This is a genomic window from Stenotrophomonas sp. LARHCG68 (assembly GCF_052871705.1).
Genome location: NZ_JBIXJV010000001.1, coordinates 557,977 through 584,200 on the forward strand (window position 1 = coordinate 557,977; position 26,224 = coordinate 584,200).

The 26,224-nt window shown below is 67.3% G+C and carries 22 protein-coding genes and 1 pseudogene; 15 read left to right on the forward strand and 8 right to left on the reverse strand.

All coding sequences use genetic code 11. The features are described 5' to 3' along the window. The first annotated feature begins 49 nt into the window (after window positions 1–49). Window positions 50–952, forward strand: coding sequence for a helix-turn-helix transcriptional regulator (locus ACIPR8_RS02415; RefSeq protein WP_446540051.1), 903 nt, complete (start codon window positions 50–52; stop codon window positions 950–952). A gap of 60 nt (window positions 953–1,012) precedes the next feature. Further along, the gene (locus ACIPR8_RS02420; protein ID WP_446540052.1) at window positions 1,013–3,877 is read left to right on the forward strand and encodes a TonB-dependent receptor; all 2,865 of its coding nucleotides are present in this window, start codon (window positions 1,013–1,015) and stop codon (window positions 3,875–3,877) included. 195 nt (window positions 3,878–4,072) lie between these two features. Here the strand turns inward: ACIPR8_RS02420 and ACIPR8_RS02425 are convergent, their stop codons facing one another. Then, window positions 4,073–5,188 (reverse strand): HDOD domain-containing protein, encoded by a 1,116-nt coding sequence (locus ACIPR8_RS02425; RefSeq protein ID WP_192287562.1) that lies wholly within the window; start codon window positions 5,186–5,188, stop codon window positions 4,073–4,075. A gap of 175 nt (window positions 5,189–5,363) precedes the next feature. After that, complete coding sequence (gene ppa / locus ACIPR8_RS02430) at window positions 5,364–5,909, reverse strand: inorganic diphosphatase (protein WP_132865514.1); 546 nt, start codon at window positions 5,907–5,909, stop codon at window positions 5,364–5,366. Window positions 5,910–6,188: 279 nt separating this feature from the next. On the opposite strand from ppa, the gene ACIPR8_RS02435 reads away from it, so the two are divergent. Together ACIPR8_RS02435 and ACIPR8_RS02440 are read left to right on the forward strand one after the other, a co-directional pair. Further along, window positions 6,189–6,779 (forward strand): biliverdin-producing heme oxygenase, encoded by a 591-nt coding sequence (locus tag ACIPR8_RS02435; protein WP_446540053.1) that lies wholly within the window; start codon window positions 6,189–6,191, stop codon window positions 6,777–6,779. 43 nt (window positions 6,780–6,822) lie between these two features. After that, on the forward strand, window positions 6,823–7,224 hold the full coding sequence (locus ACIPR8_RS02440; RefSeq protein ID WP_313252590.1) for a YbaN family protein: 402 nt from the start codon (window positions 6,823–6,825) through the stop codon (window positions 7,222–7,224). A gap of 257 nt (window positions 7,225–7,481) precedes the next feature. Here ACIPR8_RS02440 and ACIPR8_RS02445 read toward each other — a convergent pair whose 3' ends face one another. Continuing rightward, complete coding sequence (locus ACIPR8_RS02445; protein ID WP_132865512.1) at window positions 7,482–9,509, reverse strand: sodium-translocating pyrophosphatase; 2,028 nt, start codon at window positions 9,507–9,509, stop codon at window positions 7,482–7,484. Between the two features lie 243 nt (window positions 9,510–9,752). Between ACIPR8_RS02445 and ACIPR8_RS02450 the strand changes: the two genes are divergently transcribed. After that, the gene (locus tag ACIPR8_RS02450; protein WP_446540054.1) at window positions 9,753–10,259 is read left to right on the forward strand and encodes a hypothetical protein; all 507 of its coding nucleotides are present in this window, start codon (window positions 9,753–9,755) and stop codon (window positions 10,257–10,259) included. A 48-nt stretch (window positions 10,260–10,307) separates the two neighbouring features. Here the strand turns inward: ACIPR8_RS02450 and ACIPR8_RS02455 are convergent, their stop codons facing one another. Both ACIPR8_RS02455 and ACIPR8_RS02460 read right to left on the reverse strand, forming a co-directional pair. Further along, the gene (locus ACIPR8_RS02455) at window positions 10,308–10,913 is read right to left on the reverse strand and encodes a YiiX family permuted papain-like enzyme (protein WP_446540055.1); all 606 of its coding nucleotides are present in this window, start codon (window positions 10,911–10,913) and stop codon (window positions 10,308–10,310) included. A 5-nt stretch (window positions 10,914–10,918) separates the two neighbouring features. Then, window positions 10,919–12,175 carry a 6-phosphofructokinase gene (locus tag ACIPR8_RS02460; protein WP_446540056.1) on the reverse strand — a complete coding sequence of 419 codons (1,257 nt, stop codon included), beginning with the start codon at window positions 12,173–12,175 and terminating at the stop codon, window positions 10,919–10,921. A 141-nt stretch (window positions 12,176–12,316) separates the two neighbouring features. Here ACIPR8_RS02460 and ACIPR8_RS02465 point away from each other — a divergent pair, with 141 nt between their 5' ends. Then, window positions 12,317–12,880, forward strand: coding sequence for an adenylate kinase (locus ACIPR8_RS02465; RefSeq protein WP_132865509.1), 564 nt, complete (start codon window positions 12,317–12,319; stop codon window positions 12,878–12,880). 313 nt (window positions 12,881–13,193) lie between these two features. Next, window positions 13,194–14,657, forward strand: coding sequence for a UDP-N-acetylmuramate:L-alanyl-gamma-D-glutamyl-meso-diaminopimelate ligase (gene mpl, locus ACIPR8_RS02470; protein WP_446540057.1), 1,464 nt, complete (start codon window positions 13,194–13,196; stop codon window positions 14,655–14,657). Between the two features lie 308 nt (window positions 14,658–14,965). Here mpl and ACIPR8_RS02475 read toward each other — a convergent pair whose 3' ends face one another. Both ACIPR8_RS02475 and ACIPR8_RS02480 read right to left on the reverse strand, forming a co-directional pair. Continuing rightward, window positions 14,966–15,811 (reverse strand): IclR family transcriptional regulator, encoded by an 846-nt coding sequence (locus ACIPR8_RS02475; protein WP_313252057.1) that lies wholly within the window; start codon window positions 15,809–15,811, stop codon window positions 14,966–14,968. A gap of 62 nt (window positions 15,812–15,873) precedes the next feature. Beyond that, the gene (locus tag ACIPR8_RS02480; RefSeq protein WP_446540058.1) at window positions 15,874–16,542 is read right to left on the reverse strand and encodes a hypothetical protein; all 669 of its coding nucleotides are present in this window, start codon (window positions 16,540–16,542) and stop codon (window positions 15,874–15,876) included. A 149-nt stretch (window positions 16,543–16,691) separates the two neighbouring features. On the opposite strand from ACIPR8_RS02480, the gene ACIPR8_RS02485 reads away from it, so the two are divergent. From ACIPR8_RS02485 to ACIPR8_RS02520, 8 genes and pseudogenes are all read left to right on the forward strand, one after another. Continuing rightward, the gene (locus ACIPR8_RS02485) at window positions 16,692–17,957 is read left to right on the forward strand and encodes an MFS transporter (RefSeq protein ID WP_192287554.1); all 1,266 of its coding nucleotides are present in this window, start codon (window positions 16,692–16,694) and stop codon (window positions 17,955–17,957) included. Window positions 17,958–17,976: 19 nt separating this feature from the next. Beyond that, window positions 17,977–18,180: pseudogene (locus ACIPR8_RS02490) on the forward strand (tautomerase family protein); the annotation flags it as partial. After that, entirely contained in the window at window positions 18,177–18,974 is a 798-nt protein-coding gene (locus ACIPR8_RS02495) for a fumarylacetoacetate hydrolase family protein (protein WP_446540059.1), read from the forward strand. The pseudogene ACIPR8_RS02490 and the gene ACIPR8_RS02495, both read left to right, overlap by 4 nt. Before the next feature lie 40 nt (window positions 18,975–19,014). Then, window positions 19,015–19,953, forward strand: coding sequence for an acetaldehyde dehydrogenase (acetylating) (locus tag ACIPR8_RS02500; protein WP_446540060.1), 939 nt, complete (start codon window positions 19,015–19,017; stop codon window positions 19,951–19,953). Window positions 19,954–19,963: 10 nt separating this feature from the next. Continuing rightward, window positions 19,964–21,004 carry a 4-hydroxy-2-oxovalerate aldolase gene (gene dmpG / locus ACIPR8_RS02505; RefSeq protein WP_446540061.1) on the forward strand — a complete coding sequence of 347 codons (1,041 nt, stop codon included), beginning with the start codon at window positions 19,964–19,966 and terminating at the stop codon, window positions 21,002–21,004. Next, window positions 21,001–21,789 (forward strand): 2-oxo-3-hexenedioate decarboxylase, encoded by a 789-nt coding sequence (gene dmpH, locus ACIPR8_RS02510; RefSeq protein WP_446540062.1) that lies wholly within the window; start codon window positions 21,001–21,003, stop codon window positions 21,787–21,789. Before dmpG ends, dmpH begins: the two co-directional genes overlap by 4 nt. A gap of 198 nt (window positions 21,790–21,987) precedes the next feature. Further along, window positions 21,988–23,358, forward strand: a complete 1,371-nt coding sequence (locus tag ACIPR8_RS02515) for a DcaP family trimeric outer membrane transporter (RefSeq protein ID WP_446540063.1) — start codon at window positions 21,988–21,990, stop codon at window positions 23,356–23,358. 80 nt (window positions 23,359–23,438) lie between these two features. Continuing rightward, window positions 23,439–24,047, forward strand: coding sequence for an LON peptidase substrate-binding domain-containing protein (locus ACIPR8_RS02520; RefSeq protein WP_132865498.1), 609 nt, complete (start codon window positions 23,439–23,441; stop codon window positions 24,045–24,047). 76 nt (window positions 24,048–24,123) lie between these two features. On the opposite strand, the gene ACIPR8_RS02525 is transcribed toward ACIPR8_RS02520, so the two are convergent. Then, window positions 24,124–26,133 carry a bifunctional DedA family/phosphatase PAP2 family protein gene (locus ACIPR8_RS02525; protein ID WP_313252046.1) on the reverse strand — a complete coding sequence of 670 codons (2,010 nt, stop codon included), beginning with the start codon at window positions 26,131–26,133 and terminating at the stop codon, window positions 24,124–24,126. Window positions 26,134–26,224 lie beyond the last annotated feature (91 nt).

Below are 26,224 nucleotides of genomic sequence, written 5' to 3' on the forward strand. Positions count from 1 at the left end.
AGAGTTGGCAAAACCATCGCCCATTGAAGGCAAACAGATGGTGAGCAGCATGCGGCAGGTGACCTGGGTGGATCGCGGGCAATCGGTGACGTTCGACAGGCATGTCGATGACGGGCCGCGCCCGAGCTGCGTGGGCGTCGCGCGGCTGGGCAGCCTGCAGACCTCCGGGACCGTGTTCACCGTATGGATGCAGTTGCGTGGCACCGCATGGGTGGAGTCCAAGGAAGGCAAGTTCCGTCTGCACCAACGTGAATGGATTGCCTTCGAGAAGGAGTCCCGTCCGCTGATCCAGGCCGGCCGTGATGGCGTGTGCATTGGCGTGAGCCTGGATGCCGATGCCCTGCGCATGCTGGGCACGCTGGCCGACTGCAGCGTCTACACCGGCCGCGGCCGCATGAGCCATGCCGAGGCGCGGCTGGCGTTGCGCCTGTGGCGCGAGGCCCAGGGCGCCGGTACCACCATCCACCAGCTGCGGCCGCTGCTGTTGCACCTGGCCTCGCTGCAGCGCGAGCTGTCGGTGACGGTGCAGCGTTGCCCCGGCCGTTCACGCATGCGCAAGCGCCAGGTGTTCGGCCGCATGCAGCGTGCGCGCATGTACCTGGAGGGCAACAGCCACCGCGTGGTACGCATCGGCGAGCTGGCCGAACTGACCAACTTCTCCAGCTGGTACCTGTCCAAGACCTTCCAGAGCCTGTACGAGGAAAGCCCGCAGTCGCTGTCGGCGCGGTTGCGACTGGAGCGTGCCGCGATGCTGTTGCGCGATACCGACATGATGGTCGGCGAAGTTGCATCGGCCAGTGGCTTTGACAACTGTTGCAGTTTCGCGCGCGCATTCCGCGCCCGCTTCGGCACCTCGGCCACGCACTACCGCGACATGCGCGAAGCGTTGAGGCCAGATTCGGCAAAGTTTAAGGGCGGCTCGCGCAAATCAATCGGGGCGATGCAATCGTAACGTTCAGGGGTGTTTAACACACCACTAACGTTGTTGTTATTTGCTTCCTTGGAGAGATTGATGAAGCTTCGTAATTCCGCAGTGCGGCTGGGTTTGCTCCCGGCCGGCATCGCCATTGCCCTGACGCCTGCCTTCGCTTCCGCTCAGGACGCCGCCGCCGGTACCACCACCCTGGACCGCCTGGAAGTCACCGGTTCGCGCATCCGCCAGGCCAGCATGGAGACCGCCCAGCCGGTCATCGCGCTGCAGCGCGCCGACATCGAGAAGCAGGGCTTCACCAGCGTCGCCGACATCGTGCAGAACCTGGCTGCCACCGGTTCGCCGGCCATCAGCCGCGCTGACGCCCTGACCTCTGGCGAGGAAGTGGGTGGCCAGTACGTTGACCTGCGCAACCTCGGCCCGGAGCGCACCCTGGTGCTGCTCGACGGCAAGCGCATGGGCACCAGCACCGGCGGTTACTCCGACCTGGCTTCGATCCCGACCTCGGTGGTCGAGCGCATTGAAGTGCTGACCGACGGCGCATCGGCCATCTACGGCTCCGACGCCATCGCCGGCGTGATCAACATCATCACCCGCAAGAACTTCGACGGCCTGGAAGCCAGCGTCTACCGCGGCCAGTACGGCCAGGGCGACGGCGACAAGGAAACCTACAACTTCGTCTACGGCCAGACCGGTGAACGCGGTTCGCTGACCTTCGGCGCCGAGTACAGCTCGGAGAAGCCGGTTGCCGCCAAGGACCGTCGCTACAGCCGCTACGGCAATGGCCAGTGGCACCCGTTCCCGAACGAGGCAGAAGGCGCCAACGGCTGGTCGGCCGCGACCAACAAGGGCGTGCTGATCGACCAGAACGACAACTGGTACGTCAAGAACCCGGGCGCGGCTGGCGATACGCTGGCTGATTTCCACGACTTCGGCCTGGCTGACTACAGCAACCCGAGCTCGGAGATGTGGCTGCAGAACAAGCTGAAGCGTCGTTCGGTCTTTGCCAACGGCAACTTCGATGTGACCGAAAACATCCGCGCCACCGCCAGCGCCCTGTACACCAAGCGCACGGCCACCTCGCAGATCGCCGGTTATCCGTACCAGTCCGAGCGTTTCGACACCCCGATGTCGGCTGACAGCGCCTTCAACCCGCTGGGCGAAGAAGCACACTTCATCCGTCGTACCTCGGAAATGCCGCGCCAGACCGAGTCCGAGCAGGAGACCTTCCGCTTCAGCGCAGGCCTGGAAGGCTCGTTCGAGTTCGCCGACAAGTACTTCGACTGGGACGTGGGCTACGTCTACAACCAGAACAAGGGCGTCAAGACCGGTACCGGTGACCTGTTCACGCCGAATGTCGCCAACGCCGTCGGCCCGTCGTTCATCAAGGACGGCGTCGCCTACTGCGGTACCGAAGCCAAGGTGATCGCTGGTTGCACCCCGTGGAACCCGCTGCTGGGCTACGGCGAAGCCGGCATCGGCGGCCTGGCAGGCAACAAGGCGCTGCAGGACTACCTGTTCCTGCCGAGCCACGACACCTACACCAACACCACCAAGGTGCTGAGTGCCAACCTGTCCGGCTCGCTGTTCACCCTGCCGGCCGGTGACCTGGCCTTCGCGGCAGGTTACGAGCACCGCGAGGAAAGCGGCGAGTACAACCCGGACGCGATGCTGCAGTCGGGCCTGAGCACCAGCCTGGCCGGCGCCCCGACCAAGGGCGACTACGAGCTGGACGAGTTCTACCTCGAAATGAACGTGCCGATCCTGGCCGACATGGCGTTCGCCAAGGAACTGTCCCTGGACCTGGCGGGTCGCTACTCGGACTACAACACCTTCGGTGACACCATCAACTCGAAGTTCGGCCTGAAGTGGAAGCCGATCGACGACCTGCTGGTCCGCGCCACCTACGCCACGGGCTTCCGTGCGCCGAACATCTCCAACATGTACGGCGGCGTCTCGCAGACCTTCGACAGCTACACCGATCCGTGCGACAGCAGCTTCGGCGCAGCCGTGCGCAACCCGTCCGTGGCAGCTGCCTGCCAGGCCGCTGGCCTGGGTGCTGACTTCCGTCAGATCACCTCCGGCGGCGCCCTGTCGACCGGCCCGGGCACCCAGTCCTACAGCGCCTTCGAGTCCGGTTCCAATGCTGAGCTGAAGCCGGAAACCTCCAAGACCTGGACTGCCGGCTTCGTGTACAGCCCGAACTTCGTGCAGGGCCTGGACGTCAGCCTGGACTGGTGGAAGATCCGCATCGACGACGTGATCGCCGCCGAGTCGGTGACCTCGATCCTGAACCAGTGCTACGTGCTGGGCATCGATTCGGCCTGTGACCGCTTCAGCCGTGGCACCTCGGGCCGTACCAATGGCCAGGTGGTGGACGTGACCCGTACGCTGATCAACGGCGGCTACCAGGAAACCGCAGGTTACGACCTGGGCGTCAAGTACCGCCTGCCGGAACTGGCGATCGGTAACTTCGTCATCGACTGGAAGACCACCTACGTCGATTACCTCGAGTACAAGCGCGACAACGAAGCCGAAACCCCGATCGAGCAGTCCACCGGTTGGGCGGGCAACTTCCGCGTGCGTTCGAACCTGAACGTCGATTGGAGCTACGGCAACTTCGGCGTGAACTGGGGCGTGCGTTACTACTCGGGCATGAAGGAAGCCTGCTCGTACGACATGGACGGTGGCCCGGAGTGCAACATGCCGGACTTCAGCTCGTCGTACACGCTGGCACAGCCGACCCGTCAGCTGGGCTCGAACACCTTCCACGACGTGCAGGTGCGTTACAACGCTCCGTGGGATGCCACCATCTCGCTGGGCGCGAACAACGTGTTCAACCACGAAGGTCCGGTCATGTACAGCCAGCCGAACTCGAGCTTCTCGTACTACGGTGGCTTCGACATCGGTCGCTTCGTCTACATGAAGTACACCCAGCGCTTCTGATCCATCGAAGCCCTGTGAAACAAGGAAAGGGTGGGCCGCAAGGCCCACCCTTTTTCTTTGCCTGCGATGGCGCGGCGCGGGGCACGCATCCGGCGCGGGCTGTCGTGGACGCCGGCATGCCGGTGGCTTGCCGGCGGACGCCCAAGGAAAACGGCCGCACGCGGCGGCCGTCGTTCACCACACCAACGGGGCAACTCACGCCTCCAGCGTCAGCCCCATCATGCCGTCGGCCATCTCGCGCCATTGCTCCAGCTTGGGCAGCACGCCTACGCGCGCCAGGTACTGTTCGTCGACCTCGCGGCCGGCGGCCAGCGCGGTGGCCACGTGCACGGCACCGGCGACCCAGAAGCTGCGTACGTTCGAGCGCAGCGGCTGCAGCTGGAAGGCCACGGCCTCGATGATCGGCATCGGCAGGCCCCACAGGCCCAGCAGGTAGGCGCCGGCCTCGGCGTGGCCGGGGCGGTCATCGCCGGATTCGAGCGGCAGGTGTTCGTCACGCACGCCCGGCAGCAACTGGCCGATGTCGGCCAGCAGCGCGGCGGTGGCGCCCAGCTCGGCGCTGGACTGGGGCAGCATCCTGGCCGCCAGCCGCGAGGCGAGCAGGGCGCGGGTCTGCAGCGCGTTGCGCTCGGCGCTGGACGCGCCGGGCAGGGCGAAGACCTCGCTGGCCAGCACCAGGTCACGCAGGGTGGACAGGCCCAGCCGCGTCACCGCGCCACGCAGGTCGGAGATCGCGCGGCCGTTGTTGAAGAATGCCGAGTTGGACAGCTGCAGCACCTTGGCGGCGATGGCCGGGTCGGCCGAGACCAGCTTGGCGATGTCGGCCGCGTTGCTCTCGTCGTCGTCCTCCAGCGCATGCATCAGGCTCAGATACAGGTGCGGGGGCGAGGGCAGCTTCTCGATGCGGCCGATGGCCGCACGCAGGCGCGGGCTGTCCAGCAGCTCGCGCAGCTCTTCCAGGCTGGTCAGCGCCTCGAGCAGCATTTCCGGGGCCAGCGGCAGCGGCAGGAAGCGGTGGGCCAGGCCGATGATGCGGGCCGACGGCACGCGCTGGTTCTCGCCGCCCTCGATCAGGGCGATGCGGATGGTTTCCGGGCGCAGGGTGCGGATCTGGCCGAGCAGGGTCGCCGGGGACAGGTCGTTCAGGGTCGGGGCGACGATGATCGCGTCGATGGTCGCCGAGGAAACCGCCACTATCGCGGCACTGCCATCGGGGACCGACTGCACCTCCCACTCGTCGCCCAGATCGCCGATGTACTCGAGCAACTCGGCCGACAGCGTGGCTTCGCCACCGACTAACAGGATTCGCAAGACACTTCCCCTTGGCAAAACACGCGATTACGACGAACGGGCAGAACGGAAACAGGCCGGATCAACCGGCCTGTAAATGTAGCGAATCGCTGGCGACGGGTCATGCGCGACGCCGGAGAAACGTGATCGCAGTCGCTGCGGGCGGGCCGGAACGTGGCCCCGCCCGCGGCGTGGATCAGCCTTCCTGTTCCTGCTTGGCCAGGAAGGTCTGGTGGGCGTCGACCAGGATCTTCTTGGCTTCGGCGGCGTCGCCCCAGCCTTCGATCTTGACCCACTTGCCCTTTTCCAGGTCCTTGTAGTGCTCGAAGAAGTGGCCGATGCGCTCCAGCCAGTGGCTGGACACCTGGTTGATGTCTTCCACGTGGGCGTAGCCATTGAAGATCTTGGCCACCGGCACGGCGAGGATCTTCTCGTCGCTGCCGGCCTCGTCGGTCATCTTCAGCACGCCGACCGGGCGGCAGCGGACCACCGAACCCGGCACCAGCGGCAGCGGCAGGACCACCAGCACGTCGGCCGGGTCGCCGTCGCCGCACAGGGTCTGCGGCACGAAGCCGTAGTTGCACGGGTAGCGCATCGGGGTGGAGAGGATGCGGTCGACGAAGATCGCGCCGCTTTCCTTGTCCATCTCGTACTTCACCGGCTCCGAATCCTTCGGGATCTCGACGATGACGTTGATTTCTTCCGGCGGGTTCTTGCCCGGGGAGACCAGTTTCAGGCCCATTGCGCTGACTCCGAATCGTGTTTGGTTGAAAAAGAGGGCCATTCTACGCGCACGGCTATTGCGGCGCACCAAAGGCAAGGATTATTTGCGCATGGGAAGCATTATCGTTTGCGATATGCTTGCCAGCCTGCCGGCAGGAGGATCGCCCGGCGCCTGGAATGCCGGACAACGGCGGCTACCGGCCGTGCGCGGCCGATCTTCCGGCCCTGGCTTCTCCCCCGCGAGGCCGCGCCTGTGCCGCAGGCGAAGGCGAACCCCACCGCTACCCCTCCGCGCGCCATGAACACGACCGAAACCCCTGCCTTCCCGACCCGCAGCCAACGCCTGAAGGCCGCGACCCACGGCACGCATGATTCGCTGGACAAGCGGATCATGGCCGAGGACATCTTCGCCAGCCGTGCGCGGTTTGCCCGCTTCGTGCGCGTGCAGTACCGCTTCCACCGTGACATCCAGGCGCTGTACGCGGTGCCGGCGCTGGTAGCGCTGCTGCCCGGGTTGGCCGAGCGTTGCCGGCTGGAGCAGATCGCCCAGGACCTGGGCGATCTGGAGCAGGGCCTGCCGGCGGCCGCACCCACGGCGCTGCCCGCCGCTGTCGACCTGCCGCACGCACTGGGGTGGCTGTATGTCGCCGAAGGCTCCAACCTGGGCGGTACCATTCTGTTCAAGATGGCCGCCAAGCTGGGGCTGGGCGCGCGGTTCGGTGCCAGCCACCTGGCGGCGCACCCGGACGGTGCGGCCCGCCACTGGCGGCAGTTCACCGCGGCACTGGATGCGGTGCCGCTGACTGCCGGGCAGGAAGCGGAGGCCATCGAAGGTGCAAATGCCGCGTTCCGTACGGTGCGCGGGTATGTCGAGGAGGAGTTCGTGTGACCAACCCCCGGGCCAGGCCCGCCGTGCCGGAGAGCCAGCGATGATCCGCTGGTTCTGGTTCTGCGTGGGTTGGTTGATGGTTGCGCTGGGCATCATCGGGGCCTTGCTGCCGGTGATGCCGACCACGATCTTCCTGATCCTGGCGGTGTGGTGTTTCTCGCGTTCCTCGCCGCGCTTGGAGGCCTGGCTGCTCAACCACCCGCGCTACGGGGGGCCGCTGCGGCAGTGGAAGGAGCACGGCGCGATCAGCCGCAAGGGCAAGTGCTTTGCCGGCGGGGGCATGGCACTGGGCTATGTGCTGTTCTTCATCGGCGCCCACCCGGACTGGAAGCTGGCGTTGGGCGTGGGCCTGTTCTTCGTTGCCAGTGCCGCCTACGTGCTGTCGCGGCCGCGACCGCAGGAAGACGCGCACCTGGCCGAACCGCGCCGCGATCACCCGGGATGAGCGGGCCGCACACCGTGTGACCGAAGATTCCGCGCTGGAATGAAGCCAGGCGGACTCCCTGCGTGCAAGGCCAGCCACCCTTCCCCCGGGCGGGGGAAGGGTGACGCCGCCGGTCACGCGATGTGCATCAAAGCAACGGCACCAGCAACAGCGCCACGATGTTGATGATCTTGATCTGCGCCTTCGGCGCCCCCCATCCCGTTCCCTTCCCCCGTGAACGGGGGAAGGGCGAAGGTGCCATGCGCAGTCGGCTTCGACTACAGCAATGGCACCAACAGCAGCGCGACAATATTGATGATTTTTATGAGGGGGTTGATGGCCGGCCCGGCGGTGTCCTTGTACGGATCACCGACGGTGTCGCCGGTCACCGCCGCCTTGTGTGCCTCGCTGCCCTTGCCGCCGAAGTGTCCATCCTCGATGTACTTCTTGGCGTTGTCCCAGGCGCCGCCGCCGGTGGTCATCGAGATGGCGACGAACAGGCCGGTGACGATGGTGCCGATCAGCAGGCCACCCAGCGCCTTCGGGCCGAGCAGCAGGCCCACCACCACCGGCACCGCGACCGGCAGCAGTGAGGGCACGATCATCTCCTTGATCGCCGAGCGGGTCAGCATGTCCACCGCCTTGTCGTACTGCGGCTTGCCGGTGCCCTGCATGATCCCCGGGATGTCACGGAACTGGCGACGCACTTCCTCCACCACCGCGCCGGCCGCACGCCCCACCGCCTCCATCGCCATCGCGCCGAACAGGTAGGGGATCAGGCCGCCGATCAGCAGGCCGATGATCACCGTGTGGTCGGACAGGTCGAAGGTGAACACCTCGGTTGGATGCGCGGCCTGCAGGTTGTGCGTGTAGTCGGCGAACAGCACCAGCGCGGCCAGTGCCGCCGAACCGATCGCATAGCCCTTGGTCACCGCCTTGGTGGTGTTGCCCACCGCGTCCAGCGGGTCGGTGATGTCGCGGATGTCGGCGGGAAGCTCGGCCATCTCGGCGATGCCGCCGGCGTTGTCGGTGATCGGCCCGTAGGCATCGAGCGCGACGATCATGCCGGCCATCGACAGCATCGCGGTGGCGGCGATGGCGATGCCGTACAGACCGCCGAAGTGGAAGGCGCCCCAGATCGCCGCGCACACGGCGATCACCGGCAGCGCGGTCGACTTCATCGATACGCCGAGGCCGGCGATGATGTTGGTGCCATGGCCGGTGGTCGAGGCCTGCGCCACGTGCTGCACCGGCTTGTACTGGGTGCCGGTGTAGTACTCGGTGATCCACACGATCAAACCGGTCAGCACCAGCCCGATCAGCGCGCACAGGTACAGGTTGGTGGCGCCATGGCGGGAATCGGCCATCAGCTGCGTGGTCACCGGCCAGAAGGCGATGGCGGCCAGCACGCCGGAGACGATCACGCCCTTGTACAGCGCGCCCATGATCGAGCCGCCGGACTTCACCTTGACGAAGAACGCGCCGATGATCGAGGCGATGATCGACACACCGCCCAGCACCAGCGGGTACAGCACCGCATTGCGCCCGACCTCGGCCACCATCAGCCCGCCGAGCAGCATCGTGGCGATCACCGTCACTGCGTAGGTCTCGAACAGGTCGGCGGCCATGCCGGCGCAGTCGCCGACGTTGTCGCCGACGTTGTCGGCGATCACCGCCGGGTTGCGCGGGTCGTCCTCGGGGATGCCGGCCTCGACCTTGCCGACCAGGTCCGCACCCACGTCGGCGCCCTTGGTGAAGATGCCACCGCCCAGTCGCGCGAAGATCGAGATCAGCGAACTGCCGAACGCCAGCCCGACCAGTGCATGCAGGTTGTCGGCCTGGCTCAGGCCCAGCCGCTGCAGGATCAGGTAGTAGCCGGCCACGCCGAGCAGGCCCAGCCCGACCACCAGCATGCCGGTGATCGCGCCGCCGCGGAACGCCACGTCCATCGCCGCGCTCATGCCGTTGCGTGCGGCCTCGGCGGTACGCACGTTGGCGCGCACCGACACGTTCATGCCGATGTAGCCGGCCGCGCCGGACAACACCGCGCCCACCGCGAAGCCAATGGCGGTGTACCAGCTGAGGAAGAAGCCGACCAGCACGAACAGCACCACGCCGGCGATGGCGATGGTCAGGTACTGGCGGTTGAGGTAGGCCCGCGCGCCTTCCTGGATGGCGGCGGCGATTTCCTGCATGCGGGCATTGCCGGCAGGCTGCCGCAGTACCCATTGGGCCGAGATGATGCCGTAGATGATGGCGACGGCGGCGCAGACCAGCGAGAGCACAAGACCGTACTGTTCGAGCATGACCCCTCCAGCGTTGGTGGATGCCATCCAGCTGTGGATGAAGCGGGGACACGCCGGGTAGATCGAAGCACTGGAACAGACCCGGGCCGCGCTGCGGCTGTGGTACGTGTCGCTGTGTTCAAACACTCCTGAGGCCGGCCGAGTATGACTGCCAGCTGTCTCCGCCGCCAGCCATGGCCGCGTTTGCCTGCCCGTTCAGCGCGACAGTGGCAACGTGCGGCGTCCGTCTTGTGGAGTTGCCCGATGAAAGCCATCGCCCCCGTGTTGCTGGCCCTGCTGCCCCTGACCGCGTTGGCTGCGTTGCCCACGCCGGAGATCGAGCGGCCGGCGGCCGCGGCGCAGGCGGTGGGTGCGGTGCATACCGTGCGCCAGATTCCCGAAGCCTGTACCCGCATCGAAGGCCGCTTCACCGGCACCGCGGCGCAGCCCTATGACCTGCAGCTGGTGCGTACCAGCCCACAGTGCCAGGCCCGCGCGGTGTTCCTGGATGCGGGCAAGGTCACGCCGAGCGAGGCGGCCGGCTGGAAGCTCAACGAAGTGGTGCGCGTGCCCTCGGCGGCCTGCGGCACGCAGCAGGCGTTGATCGAGGTCTGGCGCAAGCCGGCCGGGCAGCGCGTGACGCTGGATGGCCAGGGCCAGAACCGGGTCTACCTGGAGGATGCCAAGGCCCAGGCCGCAGCGGGCCGTTTGGCGGCGCTGCCGGCGTACTCGGCCAGGTTGTCGATGGAAGGCGCCGCCTGCACGCGCTGAACGCGTTGAAGGGCGCCCATCGGTTTCAACCGGCGGGACGCCCGGGCCTCAGCGCTGGTCCACGGTGACCAGCAGGGGCGAGGCGAAGATGGCCGCCGGCGAAATCACCGGTTCGCCCCGTGGGATGTTCGCGCCATAGCGTTCGCGCAGCTTGGCCTGCACGGCCGGTGCCTGCAGGTCGAAGCTGTCCAGCCGCGCCAGCGGTGCCAGGCCGATGCCGGCGGCATCGCGGTACAGCTTCCACACCAGCTCCGAGCAGTAGATGCGCTGGTCGGACCACTCGAAAGTGAGGTCGTAAGGCTTGCCGAGATAGGGCGTGGCCGCGGCATGCAGGCGAGCCTTGGCGTTGGCGTCCAGAGGCGTGGCGGGCCGCTTGATCACATAGTGGCCGTGCCTGCCACGGTCCAGCCAGGCCTGCAGTGGCGTGTAGCGCACCGGCTGCACGGCTTCCAGCACGTATGGGGCACCGCCGCGCAACAGCACGATGCCCATGTGGCTGTACGGCGAATGCGTGGCGGCCTGCACCGCCACGCTTTGGCGCGAGGCCGAGGTATGGAACACGATGTCGCCGTCCTGCGGCGTGTAGGCCGATGCCGGCTGCGCCCACCACGCCGGCAGCACCAGCAACGCCCACAGGCCCAGGCGCGGATACATCGTGATCAGCCTTCCCAGCCCGGCAGCTTCTTCGCGACGGCCACGTTCTTCAGCGTCACGTACTTGGGCAGTCCATCGCGGCCGTAAGGCGGCGGTGCTTCGCCACGGATCAGCGGCTGCAGGTAGCGGCGTGCCTTCTCGGTGATGCCGAAGCCGTCCTTGCGGATGAAGCCGGCCGGCATCTTCTTCTCGTGGTTGGCCACCTTGGACAGCGGCGCGGCCTCGATCTTCCAGCGGTACGGCGCGTCGGCGGTGCGCACGATCACCGGCATCACCGAGTTCTGTCCCTTCAGCGCGAACTGCACCGCGGCCTTGCCGACCGCCTGTGCCTGCTCCCAGTCGGTCCTGGAGGCGATGTGGCGGGCCGAACGCTGCAGGTAGTCGGGCAGGGTCCAGTGCACCTTGTAGCCGAGCTCGGCCTTGACCCGCCCCGCCAGGTACGAGGCGACGCCGCCCAGCTGGGTGTGCCCGAACGAATCCTTGGCACCGCCGGCATCGGCGACGAACTGGCCATCGGCGGTGTGGATGCCTTCGCTGGCCACCACCACGCAGTAGCCCACCTTGGCCACCACCTGCTTCACCTTGGCCAGGAAGGTGGCTTCGTCGTAGGCGCGCTCGGGCAGCAGGATGATGTGCGGCGCGTCGTCGGTGCTCTCGCCGGCCAGCCCGGCGGCTGCGGCCAGCCAGCCGGCGTGGCGGCCCATGGCTTCGTAGATGAACACGCGGGTGGAGGTCTCGGCCATCGCCGCCACGTCCAGCGCCGCCTCGCGCACCGATACCGCGGTGTACTTGGCCGCCGAGCCGAAGCCCGGGCAGGTGTCGGTCACGGCCAGGTCGTTGTCGATGGTCTTGGGTACGCCCACGCAGGTGAGCGGGTAGCCGTACTCCTTGGCCAGCTGCGACACCTTCAGCGCGGTATCGGCCGAATCATTGCCGCCGTTGTAGAGGAACCAGCGCACGTCATGCGCCTTGAACACCTCCAGCAGGCGCTCGTACCTGGCGCGGTCGGCCTCCAGCGATTTGAGCTTGTAGCGGCACGATCCAAATGCACCGCCCGGCGTATGGGCGAGCGCGGCGATGCTGGCCGCCGACTCCTTCGAGGTGTCGATCAGCTCTTCGCGCAACGCGCCCAGGATGCCGTTGCGCGCTGCCAACACCTTGATTTTCCTTGCCCTTGCTTCGCTGATGACGGCAGAGGCGGTGGCGTTGATGACGGCGGTGACGCCGCCGGACTGGGCGTACAGCAGGGTGCCTTGGGACATGGTGGATACTCTCTGGACGGGGGACATTCCGGGACATTGGCCGGATGCGGTAAGCTGCACATATTGCGGTGCAGCGTGAATCGGCCCATGGAGTCTAACGCCGCTGTCCGTCCCGTTTCCTCAAACATATGGGAGTCAGGAATGCGATTGGTTCTGTTGGGACCGCCCGGTTCGGGCAAGGGCACGCAGGCGACGAGCCTGAAGGAACAACTGCAGGTTCCGCACATTTCCACCGGTGACCTGCTGCGCGCCGAAGTGGCCGCCGGCACGGAGCTGGGCAAGCAGGCCAAGGCCGTGATGGACGCCGGCAACCTGGTGTCCGACGACATCCTGCTGGGCATGCTGGAATCGCGCCTGTCCCAGGCCGACACCGCCAAGGGCTTCATCCTCGACGGCTACCCGCGCAACGTGGCCCAGGCCAATGCGCTGGGTGAACTGCTGGCCAGGCTGAACCAGCCGCTGGACGCGATCGTGCAGCTGGACGTGCCGACCGAGCTGCTGGTCGAGCGCATCGCTGGCCGCGCCAAGGAGCAGGGCCGCGCCGACGACAACCCGGAATCGGTGCGCCAGCGCCTGCAGGTCTACAACGATTCCACCGCGCCGGTGATCGACTTCTACGCTGCCAAGGGCACCCTGGCCCGCGTCGACGGCGTGGGTGCGCTGGACGAAGTGCTGGCCCGCATCCTGGCCGCGATCAAGCGCTGACCCAGGTGGCTGCGGCGCCTGCCGCCGCAGCCGCAGGGCCCCGCCGCCGCGGTGCGCCCATACAGAAACGCCCGGATCCGTGAGGATCCGGGCGTTTCCGTTTGCAGGGGCCAGCAGATGAGCTTGCTCAGAGCCCCGCAGCATGAGCTCCCTGGGGATGGCCTCTTGGGGAGTAGGACCTGAGGGATACTGCGGCTGGCGTCATGTATTGTGCGGATGAAGCCGATGTGACGGTATCGGGGATTCCCTTACATACGCTTCGGTATCTCCTACGCAGATACCCGTTCGCAAGCGCATCGGCGACAATCGGCGGATGAGCAAGATCCATATCCTCGGCATTGCCGGCACTTTCATGGGCGGCGTGGCCGCCTTGGCACGCGAACTCGGTCATCAGGTGGAAGGCAGCGACCAGGCGGTCTACCCGCCGATGTCCACCCAGCTGGAAACGCTGGGCATCACGCTGTCGCAGGGCTATCTGCCCGGCAATATCGCAGGGGATTGCGACGAGGTCGTGGTCGGCAATGCGCTCTCGCGCGGCAACCCGGCGGTCGAAGCGGTACTGGATGCGGGCCGGCGCTACACCTCCGGGGCGCAGTGGCTGGCCGAGAACGTGCTGCCTGGCCGCGACACGCTGGCGGTGGCCGGCACCCACGGCAAGACCACCACCACCACCATCCTGTCGTTCCTGCTGCAGGCCGCCGGGCGCGCGCCGGGCTTCCTGATTGGCGGCGTAGCGGAGGATTTCGGGGTGTCGGCGCGGTTGGGGCGCGAGCTTCCCCGGGCGGGGAGTGATGCCGTACCCCCATCCGGCGCTGCGCACCACCTTCCCCCGGAGGGGGAAGGGAGCAACGCGTCGGCGCTTTCGGATCGACCGCTGTTCGTGGTGGAGGCCGACGAGTACGACACCGCCTTCTTCGACAAGCGCAGCAAGTTCGTCCACTACCGTCCGCGGGTGGCGATCCTCAACAACCTGGAGTTCGACCACGCCGACATCTTCCCGGACGTGGCGGCGATCCAGCGCCAGTTCCACCACCTGGTGCGCACCGTGCCCGGCAATGGGCGGTTGATCGTCAACGGCGAGGATGCCCGCCTGGCCGAGGTGCTGGCGATGGGCTGCTGGACGCCGGTGGAGCGGTTCGGCTTCGATCCCGCGCTGGAATGGAGCGCGCGCCTGGTCAACCAGGATGGCAGCGCATTCACGGTACTGCACCGTGGCGTGGCGGTGGCGACGGTGGAATGGCCGCTGCTGGGCCGCCACAACGTGCTCAACGGGCTTGCCGCACTGGCCGCCGCGCATGCGGTGGGCGTGGACGTGGCCGCTGTCGCGCCGGCGTTGGCGCGCTTCCACAGCGTCAAGCGACGCATGGAAGTGATCGGACAGGCGCACGGGGTCACCATCTACGATGATTTCGCCCATCACCCCACCGCGATCCACACCACGCTGGAAGGCCTGCGCGCCAAGGTTGGCGCTGCGCGCATCGTGGTGGCGATGGAACCGCGCAGCAATTCGATGCGGCTGGGCGCGCACGCGGACGCCCTGGCGCCGTCGCTGGATATCGCCGATGCGGTGGTGTTCCTGGCGCGCCCCGAGCTGCCTTGGGATGCGGCCAAGGTGATCGCCGCAGTACGCGGTGAGGCGCAGGCGGTGGCCGATACCGATGCATTGCTGGCGCAGTTGGGGCGCGTGGCAGGCGACGGCGACCACGTGGTGTTCATGTCCAACGGTGGCTTCGACGGCGCGCCGCGCCGGTTCCTGGCGCAACTGCAGAACGGCTGATATCGCGCGGTTCAATGCAGGAGCGGCGTACGCCGCGAAGCCGGTACCGGTGGATGCGGCATGAGGTTGGCAATCCTGGGATTGCGGTTGGTGCCATTGTCTGGGTATCACCAGCTTCGCGGCCAAGGCCGCTCCTACGAGGGAGCGGCTTCTTTTGTAGAAGCGGTTTCAGCTGCGATGTCGGGGCGGCATCGGTCACGCACGTGCCCAGCAATTGCAGATTTCTGTGCAGCGTTGGCCATTGTCAGCTTCGCGGCGTACGCCGCTCCTGCAACCGCCGCGCGCCTTGAAAAACAGTGGTGGGGGCTTCAGCGGGTTGGTTTGCCGTTGTAGCCCATCGCTGCCGAAATCTGCGCGGCCGCTTCCAGCAGCGCCTGCACGTGCGCCGGGTCCGGCGTGCTGGGCAGGTAGTGGATGGAGCCGACGATGGCCAGCGTGCCGAACAATTCGCCATTGGCCTGCATCAGTGGTGCGGCCAGCGCATTGATGCCGATGTACAGCTCTTCCGGCGCATCGGCCCAGCCGCGCCTGCGCACCAGCTCGATCTCGGCGGCGAGCCGGTCGGGGTCGACGATGGTGTGCCGGGTGCTGGCCGGCAGCGCCTGCGCCAGATAGGCGCGGCGCAGCTTCTCCGCACCGTAGGCCAGGGCGATCTTGCCCTGCGCCACACTGTTGTGATGGAAGCGGGTACCGGGGCGCAGGCTGATTTCCACCGGCGCGGTGCCGCGCAGCAGGTCGATCACCACCACTTCGTTGTCGGAGAACGTGGAGATCACCACGGTCTGGCCGACCTGGTCACGCAGGTGTTCCAGGATCGGCTTGGCCAGGCTCATCACGTCGAAGCGGCTGGTGCAGGCACGACCCAGCAGGAACATCTGCCAGCCGACGCGGTACTGGTTGGTGTCCGGGTCCTGGTCGACGTAGCCATGCTCGCGCAGCACGCTCAGGTGCCGGTGCACGCGCGCCTTGGGCATGCCGAGCAGCTGCGCCAGGCGGGTGACGCCCAGCCCGTTCGGGGCCGAGGCCAGGGCCTCGATCACCTTCAGCGAAACAATGGCGGTAGGCAGGCCCTGCTCGGCGGTGTCGTCCTGGGCGTCCACGCCGGGGGCGGCATGGGGCAAATCCTTGTTGTCGGGCGCGGTGTTGCGGGGCATCGGCTACCTGTTCGGCGGTGGCGGGGTGGACGCGGCCTCGGGACGCCGCACCCATGTGCCGATTATGGCAGGTCGATGTATCGCTCTGCGAAAACCTTGTACCGCTGGGTCTTCTGCGCGGCGGCGTCCTCCGGGCGCACGTAGCGGATCGAACTGCGTCCCTTGAGCTGGCGCGGCAGCAGGAAACAGCGGATGAAGCGGGTTTCCTCGTCCTCGGTGGTCGGTGCCAGCACCGGTGCATGGCCCAGCTCGAACCAGGCGTGGCCGGCCGGGTGGTCGTGGCGCTGGCCCAGCGTCTCGATGCTGATCCTGCCGTAGTCGCAGATGCGGATGCCCGGGCCCTGGTGGACGTGGGTGAGGGCAACGCCGCCCTTCGGGAAATCAACGCGATCGCAACGCATCAGCCACTCAAAGCGCGCATCCAGCGTGATCGGCGCTTCCAGCTTGAGCTCGCTGCGGGTGGCCGGGGCCGAGGGCAGGGCGCCCGCTGGCTGGCGCGCATCGGCCAGATCCCAGCGCCACAGCACGGTGTCCTGCTCGCCGCTGAGCAGGGTCAGCGGCTCCTGGCCCACCCGCGCCTGGGCCGGGTCAAGGGACTGTGCGTCCTGTGGGGACTCAACCATCAGGCCACCTTCGCGCACATACAGCGCACGGGGGCCGGCGGGCAGATAGACCGGCGGGCAGCCGGCCGGCAGGTGGTCTTCGTGGAGGCGGAGGATCAGCTCGGACATCGGAATCTCGCGTTTGTTACGACGTCGGTATCGTATATCGAGATGAAAACGTTTGTCATGTTCCATTTTCGAGAAAAGTGAGTTACTTTGTGCTCGCAGTATCGTTCACCGATACTTTCGTATCAGCCAAGATTCCGGAGGGGAAGCCAATGGCGCAGCGTGGTTCAACGATCCAAGAGGTACCGGCCGCCAGCAGCGGCCGCTGGTGGCAGGGGGCCAGCAAGCAGCAGTGGGGCACGTTCCGTTCGGCCTACCTGGGCTGGATGCTGGATGTGATGGACCTGATGCTGTTCGCGATGGTGCTCAAGCACGTCAGTGCGGACCTGGGTTTCGACAAGTCGCAGGCCGGCATGGTGATGTCGGCCACGTTGCTGGCCACCGCGTTCGGCGGGCTGGTGTTCGGCTACCTGGCCGACCGCATGGGCCGCGCCAAGTCGATGATGCTGAGCATCATCTGCTACTCGATCGGCACCGCGCTGTGCGGCCTGTCCGACACGCTCGGCCAGCTGATGCTGTTCCGGATCATCGTCGGCCTGGGCGTCGGTGGTGAGTGGTCCGCAGGTTCGGCGCTGGTGAGCGAAAGCTGGCCGGCACAGCACCGCGGCAAGATCCTGGCCTGGATCCAGAGTGCGTTCGCCTCCGGCTACGCCGCCGCGGCGATCGTCGCCGCGCTGGTGGTGCCGACGCTGGGTTGGCGCTGGGTGTTCGTGGTCGGCCTGCTGCCGGCGCTGCTGGCGTTCTACGTGCGCCGCCACGTCAAGGAGCCGGAGATCTGGGTCAACCAGGCGCAGCGGTTGAGCTTCGGCCAGACCATGGGCCAGCTGTTCGGCGCGCATGCGCGCAGCACCCTGGTCGGCCTGGCCTTCGTCACCGCGGCGATGTGCGGCTACTGGGGCTTGTTCACCTGGATCCCGACCTACCTGGCCACGCCGGTCGCCGACGGCGGCCCGGGCCTGGACATGGTCAAGTCGACGATCTGGATCGTGATCATGCAGGTGGGTGCGGCATTCGGCTTCGTCACCTTCGGCTACATCGCCGACGCGATCGGCCGCAAGAAGGCCTTCATGCTGTTCTTCGTGTGCTCGGCGCTGACGGTGCCGGTGTTCGTGATGATCAAGTCGCCGATGGCGCTGATGGCGTTCGGCATCGTCGTGGCCTACTTTGGCACCGGCTTCTACAGCGGCTTCGCGCCGACCTTCGCCGAGATGTTCCCGACCACCGTGCGCGCCACCGCGCAGGGCTTCGTCTACAACGGCGGACGGGCCATCGCCGCCATCGCACCGGCGCTGATCGGGTTCCTGGCCAACAGCTACGGCGTGGCCAGCGGACTGATGGCCACTGCCGGGTTCTTCGGGCTGGCCGCGGTGATCGTGCTGCTGTTCCTGCCCGAGACCAAGGGCGCCGAGCTGACCTGATTGCAACCGCAGGAGTAACCCCATGCCGATCATCCAGGTGACCCTGGTACAGGGTCGTGACGAAGAGAAAGTGCAGCGTTTCATCCGCGCCGTGGCGCAGGTGGCGAATGCCGAGCTGGAGGCGCCGATGAGTGCGATCCGGGTGATGGTCAACGAAGTGCCGCCGCAGCGTTTCGCGGTCGGCGACGTGCTCAAGAGCGATGCGAAGGAAGTGAAGGCATGAGTGCTGTGTCCCTGGGTGCCGACGCCATCGCGCGGCACGGTGCCGAACTGCACGCCGCGCTGCGCAGCGGCGTGGCGGTGGAGCCGCTGAGCGAGCGCATCGCCGGGTTGTCGTTGGGCGATGCCTATGCCATCTCCAACGACCTGCTGGCGCGCCGCCTTGCCGATGGCGAGCGCGTGGTCGGCAAGAAGATCGGCGCCACCTCGGTGGCGGTGCAGCGCATGCTGAAGGTGGACCAGCCGGACTTCGGCTTCCTCACCGATCGCATGCAGGTCGCCAACGGTGGCGTGTTGTCCACCGCCGGCATGATCGCGCCACGTGCCGAGGGCGAGATTGCCTTCCACCTCAAGCGTGACCTGGTCGGGCCGGGCATCACCCACCACGACGTGCTCGCCGCCACCGAGTCCTTGTCGGTGTGCTTCGAGATCGTCGATTCGCGCATCCGCGACTGGCGCATCGGCATCACCGACACCGTGGCCGACAACGCCTCGGCCGCGGCCTACGTGCTCGGCGAACTGAGGGTTCCACCGAAGAACCTGGACCTGGGCACGCTGGGTATGGTGGTGGAGAAGAACGGCGAGCTGGTGGCCACCGGCGCCGGTGCCGCCGCACTGGGCTCGCCGGTCAACTGCGTGGCGTGGCTGGCCAACACGCTCGGCCGTCTCGGCACGCCGCTGAAGGCGGGCGAGGTGATTCTGTCCGGCGCGCTGGTGCCGCTGATCCCGGTGAGCGCCGGTGACCACATGCGCGTGCGCGTCGGCGCGCTGGGCTGCGCCGAGATCCGCTTTGCATGACGCCTGCTTCCTCCCCCACCTTGAACGACAGGAGTTCTGCATGACCCTGAAAGCGGCCATCATCGGTCCCGGCAACATCGGCACCGACCTGATGATCAAGATCCTGCGCCACGGCAAGCAATTGCAGATGGCGGCACTGGTCGGCATCGACCCGGCGTCCGACGGCCTGGCGCGTGCGGCGCGCATGGGCGTGGCGACCATTTCCAGCGGCGTGGCCGGGTTGATCGAATCGGACCTGTTCGCCGACATCGACATCGTGTTCGATGCGACCTCGGCCTCGGCGCACGTGGCCAACGACGCGCAGCTGCGCGCGGCCAAGCCGGGCATCCGCGTGGTTGACCTGACGCCCGCGGCGATCGGGCCGTACTGCGTGCCGACCGTGAACCTGGAGGACAACATCGAGGCGGCCAACGTCAACATGGTCACCTGCGGTGGCCAGGCCACCATCCCGATGGTGGCGGCGGTGGCGTCGGTGGCCAAGGTCGCCTACGCCGAGATCGTGGCCAGCATCTCCAGCAAGAGTGCCGGCCCGGGCACGCGTGCCAACATCGACGAATTCACCGAGACCACCTCGCGCGCGATCGAGAGCGTGGGCGGCGCGCAGGTCGGCAAGGCCATCATCGTGCTCAACCCGGCCGAGCCGCCGCTGCTGATGCGCGACACCGTGTACGTGCTCAGCGAGGTGGTCGACACCGCCCTCATCGAAGCGGCCGTCACCGGGATGGCCGCGCGCGTGGCCGCCTACGTGCCGGGCTACCGGCTCAAGCAGCAGGTGCAGTTCGAGGTCATCGAGGAGCCGGTCAACGTGCCGGGCGTGGGCCCGAGCACCGGCCTGAAGACCTCGATCTTCCTGGAAGTGGAAGGTGCCGCGCACTACCTGCCGGCCTATGCCGGCAACCTGGACATCATGACGTCGGCCGCGCTGGCCACCGGGGAGCGCATGGCCGCCTCGGTGCTGGCCGCGCGTGCAGCGGCGTGAGGACATGAACATGACCGCCAACAAGCTCTACATCTCCGACGTCACCCTGCGTGACGGCTCGCACGCCGTGCGCCATCGCTACAGCCTGGAACAGGTGCGCGCGATCGCCACCGCGCTGGACCAGGCCCGGGTCGATTCGATCGAGGTCGCCCATGGCGACGGCCTGCAGGGGGCCTCGTTCAACTACGGCTTCGGCGCGCACAGCGACATCGAGTGGATCGAGGCCGCCGCCGAATCGGTCTCGCACGCGAAGATCGCCACGCTGCTGCTGCCGGGCATCGGCACCGTGCATGACCTGAAGAACGCCCATGCCGCCGGCGCGCGCATCGTGCGCGTTGCCACGCACTGCACCGAGGCTGACATCTCGCGCCAGCACATCGAAGCGGCCAATGCGCTTGGCATGGATGCGGTCGGCTTCCTGATGATGAGTCACATGACCACGCCGCAGGCGCTGGCCATCGAAGCGAAGAAGATGGAGAGCTACGGCGCGTCCTGCGTGTACGTGGTCGATTCCGGTGGCGCATTGAACATGAATGATGTGCGTGACCGGGTCGGCGCGCTGCGCGAGGCACTGCTGCCGGACACCCAGATCGGCATTCATGCACACCACAACCTGTCGCTGGGCGTGGCTAATTCCATTGCCGCGGTCGAAGCGGGTGCGATCCGCATCGACGCCAGCCTGGCCGGCATGGGCGCCGGCGCCGGCAATGCACCGTTGGAGGTGTTCATCGCCGCGGCCGAGCGCATGGGCTGGAACCACGGCTGCGCGCTGTACACGCTGATGGATGCGGCTGACGACATCGTGCGTCCGCTGCAGGACCGCCCGGTGCGGGTGGACCGCGAAACCCTGGCGCTGGGTTATGCCGGCGTCTATTCGAGCTTCCTGCGCCACGCGGAAATCGCATCGCAGCGCTTTGGCCTGAAGACCGCCGACATCCTGGTCGAGCTGGGCAAGCGCCGCATGGTCGGCGGCCAGGAAGACATGATCGTGGACGTCGCACTGGACATGCTGCGTGCGCGCGGCGAACAGCCGCAGGAGGCACAGGCATGACGCTGGATCGCTCCATCATCGAAAACTGCGCCCTGCAGTTGCTGGCCGCCGAGCAGGAAGTGCGCGAGGTGACCCGTATCACCGATGCGCATCCGCAGATCGACGTCAACGCGGCGTACGACATCCAGGAATGCCTGCGCGGTATCAAGCAGGCAGCTGGCATACGCATCGTCGGCATGAAGATGGGCCTGACCTCGAAGCCGAAGATGCAGCAGATGGGCGTGGACACGCCGATCTACGGCTTCCTCGGCGCTGACAATGCCGTGGACGACGGCGCGGTGGTCGACACCGCGCGCCTGATCCACCCGAAGGTGGAGGCCGAGATCGCCTTCGTCATGCGCGAGGACCTGACCGGGCCCGGGTGCGACGTCGCCCAGGTAATGGCGGCCACCGATTACGTGGTGCCGGCCATCGAGCTGATCGACTCACGCTACGAGAATTTCCGTTTCGACCTGCCCAGCGTGATCGCCGACAACACCTCGGCCGCGCGCTACGTGCTGGGCTCGCGCCCGACGGCGGTGCAGGGCCTGGACCTGGAGACGCTCGGCGTGGTGATGGAGAAGAACGGCCAGGTGGTCGAGGTCGGCGCCGGCGCCGCGGTGCTCGGCAATCCGGCCGAGGCGGTGGCGATGCTGGTCAACATGCTGGCCGAGCGCGGCCAGGCGCTGCCGGCCGGCAGCGTGGTGCTGTCCGGCGCGATCACCGCAGCGGTTGCGGTGGCTGCTGGTGACAACGTGCTGGTACGCGCCGATGGCATGGGTACGACGGCGATGCGGTTTGTGTGAGGGCCCGAAGGCCGGGCAGCCGTTGAGGCGTCAGCCACGCCTGCCTGCCCGTATCACGTCACTCCCGCGCAGGCGGGAATGACGCGCTGAACGCCGTTCGGTCTGCCCGGACGGCCATGGCAAGAAAACGACGTTCTTCATGACCGGCGGCCCACCGGGCGCCGGAACGGTGTCCTGTTGCCCTGGGAGGGGAAAACGATGATCGGTAACAAGAAACTGGCCGCCCTGGCCACCACGGCGGTACTGGCGGCGATGCCGCTGAGCGCGCTGGCGCAGGCCATGGATGCGCAGGCCATGGAGGCACGCATGGCGCAGTTGGAGCAGGAGATGCAGCAGATGCGCGACATGCTGCAGGCCTACCAGCAGCGTGATGCTGCCAATGCCAATGCCAATGCCGCTACGGCGCCGACGGCGACAACGCTCGACGCCACCCGCGTTGCCGCACCGGCGGCGCCGGCCGTCGTGATGCCCAACGCGATGCCAGGCACGAAGTTCTCCTTCGGCGGTTTCATCAAGCTCGATTCGATGTACACTCGTACCAGTGACGGTGAGATCGCCGACGGCTCGGCCGGGCGCCTGTTCTACTTCCCCGGTGCCACGCCGGTGGCGGTCGATGGCAAGGGGCGCAGCGCCAGCTATACCGACGTGCATGCACAGTTCTCGCGCTTCTGGCTCGGTGCCGATACCACCACCGAGCGCGGCGACAAGCTCAAGGCCTACATCGAGGCGGACATGTACGGCGGTGGCAGCAACGCCTTCGCCGGCAACGAGGTCATCACCAACACCTACGCGCTCACCCTGCGCCAGGCCTACGTGAGCTGGAACAACTGGCTGGCCGGCCAGACCTGGTCCAACTTCCAGGACGTGGCGGCGCTGCCGGACACGGTGGACTTCACCGGTCCGTCGGAAGGCACCATCTTCTCGCGTCAGGCACAGCTGCGTTACACCCGCGGCGCGTGGTCGTTCTCGGCGGAGAACCCGCAGACCACGATCACCCCGTTCGGCGGCAAGGGCGCGCGCATCAACAGCAGCACCGACGTGATGCCGGACCTGACCGCGCGCTGGCTCACCCGCGGTGATTGGGGCCACTTCACCGTTGCCGCGCTGCTGCGCAACTTCCGCTACGACGGGCACAACGAAAGCGGCGGTGCCCTGAGCGTGTCGGGCAAGTTCAACATGGGGGCCAATGACGACCTGCGTTACATGGTCAGCGGCGGTGCCGGCGTGGGCCGTTACCTCGGCTTCGCGCTGGGCAGCGACACCGTGCTGGATGAGGAAGGACGCCTGCACGCGATGGACGGCTACGGTGGCTTCGCCGCGTGGCGCCATGCGTTCTCGCCCAAGCTGCGCGGCAACCTGGTCTATTCGGTCGCCGTGCTCGACAACGACACGGCCTGGACCGGCTATGAAGTCACCGACAAGGCACAGTCGGTGCGCGCCAACCTGATCTACTCGCCATTCCCCAAGCTGGACCTGGGCGTGGAGCTGAGCCATGCGCAGCGTCGCCTGGAGAACGGCGAGAGGGGCGACATGAACCGCGTGCACACGCACGTGAAGTACAACTTCTGACGGCGTCCTGCCGGCGCCTGCGACGATGGCCCACGGCGGGCTGGGGTACCATCAGCCCCGGTCCGCCGTTTCTGTTGCCGATGACTGCCACGCAAAGCCTGCCGCTGTTTCCATTGCATTCGACGCTGTTGCCGGGTGCCTCGCTGGGGTTGCGCGTGTTCGAGGCGCGTTACCTGGACCTGGTACGCGAATGCGGGCGCAAGGGCGGCACGTTCGGCGTCTGTCTGATCCTGGAGGGCGAGGAGGTCGGCACGCCGGCAACGCCCGCCGCGTGGGGCGTGGAAGCCCTGGTCGAGGATTTCGACGTGGGTGCCGATGGCGTCCTGGTGCTGCGCCTGCGTGGCGGTCGCCGCTTCCACGTGCGGCAGACGCGCGTGCGTGACAACGGCCTGGTCGTGGCCGAGGTGGAATGGCGCGAGCGTGACAGCGACGATGAACTGCAGCCGGAGCATGCGCTGCTCGGCATCCTGCTCGAACGCATTCTTGAACAGGCGGGCGGCGAGTACGCCTCGGCCGGCCCGGCACAGTTCGACCAGGCGGCCTGGGTAGGCTGGCGGCTGGCCGAATTGCTGCCGTTGCAGGAGCAGCAGCGGGTGATGCTGCTGCACGAAGACGATCCGCACCGGCGCCTGGAGCGCCTGCTCGAATGGATCCCCGGCTTCGACATCCCGCAGGAACAGGATCTCTGACCTCCGCCAGGAGCTCCATCCACCGCCAGGAGCTCCATCCACGTTGCCGGATCCGGCGCCGCGGGCATCACCGCTGTTACGGCGCCGGTGTTTCCTGGCTGCGGATCATCAGCAACGGCAGGCCGGTTTCCGGCTGCACCTGCTGCTGGTTGGGCATGCCGTCGAGCGACTGCTTGAGCGTATCCAGCGCGGGATCCACGCCGCGCAGCGGGCGCCACATGCCGAACAGCTTCAGGTGGCGCTGGAAGCGCAGCGTCTGCGCGCTGCCCAGCCAGACCTGGGCTTGCCCCGGCTCCAGGCGTACGGCCGAAGGCCACAGCCGCAGCGCATAGACCTCGTCCGGTCGCGTGCCCGGGTGCAGCAACAGCAGTGCCTCGACGTTGCTGTCCAGGGTGGCCGGCAGCACCGGCACGTCCTGCGGCGAGGCTTTCTGCTCCAGCATCGCCAGCGCCTGCTGCCAGCCGGCCTGCGGCTGCACGGTCCAGCCCTTGCGCTCCAGCTGCTGCTGCAGGGGTGCCAACGGGCCGGCGACCTGCACATCCAGCGGCCAGCGCTGGTCGTCATCGAACTCGTTGCGACGGGCCGGCAGCTCGCGCCAGCCGTCCTGCCACCAATGCGTTGACACCATCGATTGCGGCGCGGCGGCCACCGGCTCGAACTTGGCCAGTTTGGCCGGCACGTTGCGCGGTGCATACCAGAAGCCGGCCAGCACGAACACGCCATAGAACAGCCAGGCCACCGGCTTGACCCAGAACGAACGGTTGAAGCGGCGGCGGTAGGCCACGCCCAGCAACAACAGCCAGAAGATGCCGAACAACATGCCGCCGATGACGTCGCTGAGCCAGTGTGCGCCCAGGTAGATGCGGGCAAAGCCAATCGCGGTGACGACCACGCCGGAGAGCAGGTACGGCCAGACGCGGGTGCGGCCGGGCAGCTCACGGCCGATCAGCACGGCGAAGAAGCCGAAGGTGATCGTGGCCATGGTCACCGCCACCGACGGGAAGCCGAAGCCACTGCTGGCCGAGGGCGGGCGGACCACGTCCACCGTGGCGCCCAGCAGCTTGGTCAGGGCCAGGCCGAAGGCCAGCGCCGCCAGCCAATGCACCACCGCCATCCAGCGCCGGCGCCAGGCCAGGTAGCCCATGGCCGCGCCGATGGCCGGCAGCAGTACCTGCCAGTCGCCCAGCGAGGCCAGCGCGGCCATCGGATAGTCGGCCAGCGGGTTGCGCAGGGCCAGCATCAGCTTGTGCACGGCCAGGTCCAGCGCCAGCGGTTCGCCATGCGCGACCACCACCATCAGCAGCACGAACCAGCCCCAGCCGAGCAGCAGCAGCATCAGGGCGAGCATCGCCAGCGGCACCGATTCACGCCGCTTGGGGTCGAACAGGTCGGTCAGCGAACGGCCCAGCAACTGCGGGTGGCGCTGCGACCAGGCCAGCACGCGCGCCAGCCAACCGTCCATGCGCGCGGCCGACCAGCGGTAGCTGTACAGCACGATGGCCCAGACCAGGCCCAGCATCGCGCCGAGCAGGGCCAGCACCAGGAACAGGCTGCCGGCGACCGCCGCCACCGCGTCGTAGGCCTGGCCCAGTGCCCAGCCGGGCAGCAGGAACAGCACCGCCCAGGACAGGCAGGCGATGCCGCTGGCCTTGAGGTAGTTGCGGAAGGGCATGTTCGCCATGCCGGCGATGGCTGGCACGAACGGGCGGATCGCGCCCACGTAGCGCGCCACCAGGATGCTCTTGAAGGCGTTGCGGCGGAACATCAGCTCGCCGCGGTCAAGCAGCTGCGGGTAGCGGCTGACCGGCCAGACGCCGCGCAACCGGTCGCCCCAGCGACGGCCGACCCAGTAGCTCAGGCCATCGGCGGCGAACGCGCCCAGCGTGGCGCAGGCGATCGCGTACGGTCCGGACAGCTCGCCCATGCCGATGAGCACGCCCACCGCGATCATCAGCGGCAACGCCGGCACGATGGTGCCGAGGATGATTACCGAGTCACAGAAGGCGATGGCGAAAATCGCGGCACCGGCCAAAACCGGATGAGCGGCGATCCACGCGAGCGTGGCGTCGATCCAGGAAGAATTCATCGGGCGATTATAGTGGCAGGGCCCGTTCAGACCGCTGCTTCCGTTGCAGGTTCCATTGGCGTGGCGGCGGGTCGTTCACCTGCCGTGTCGG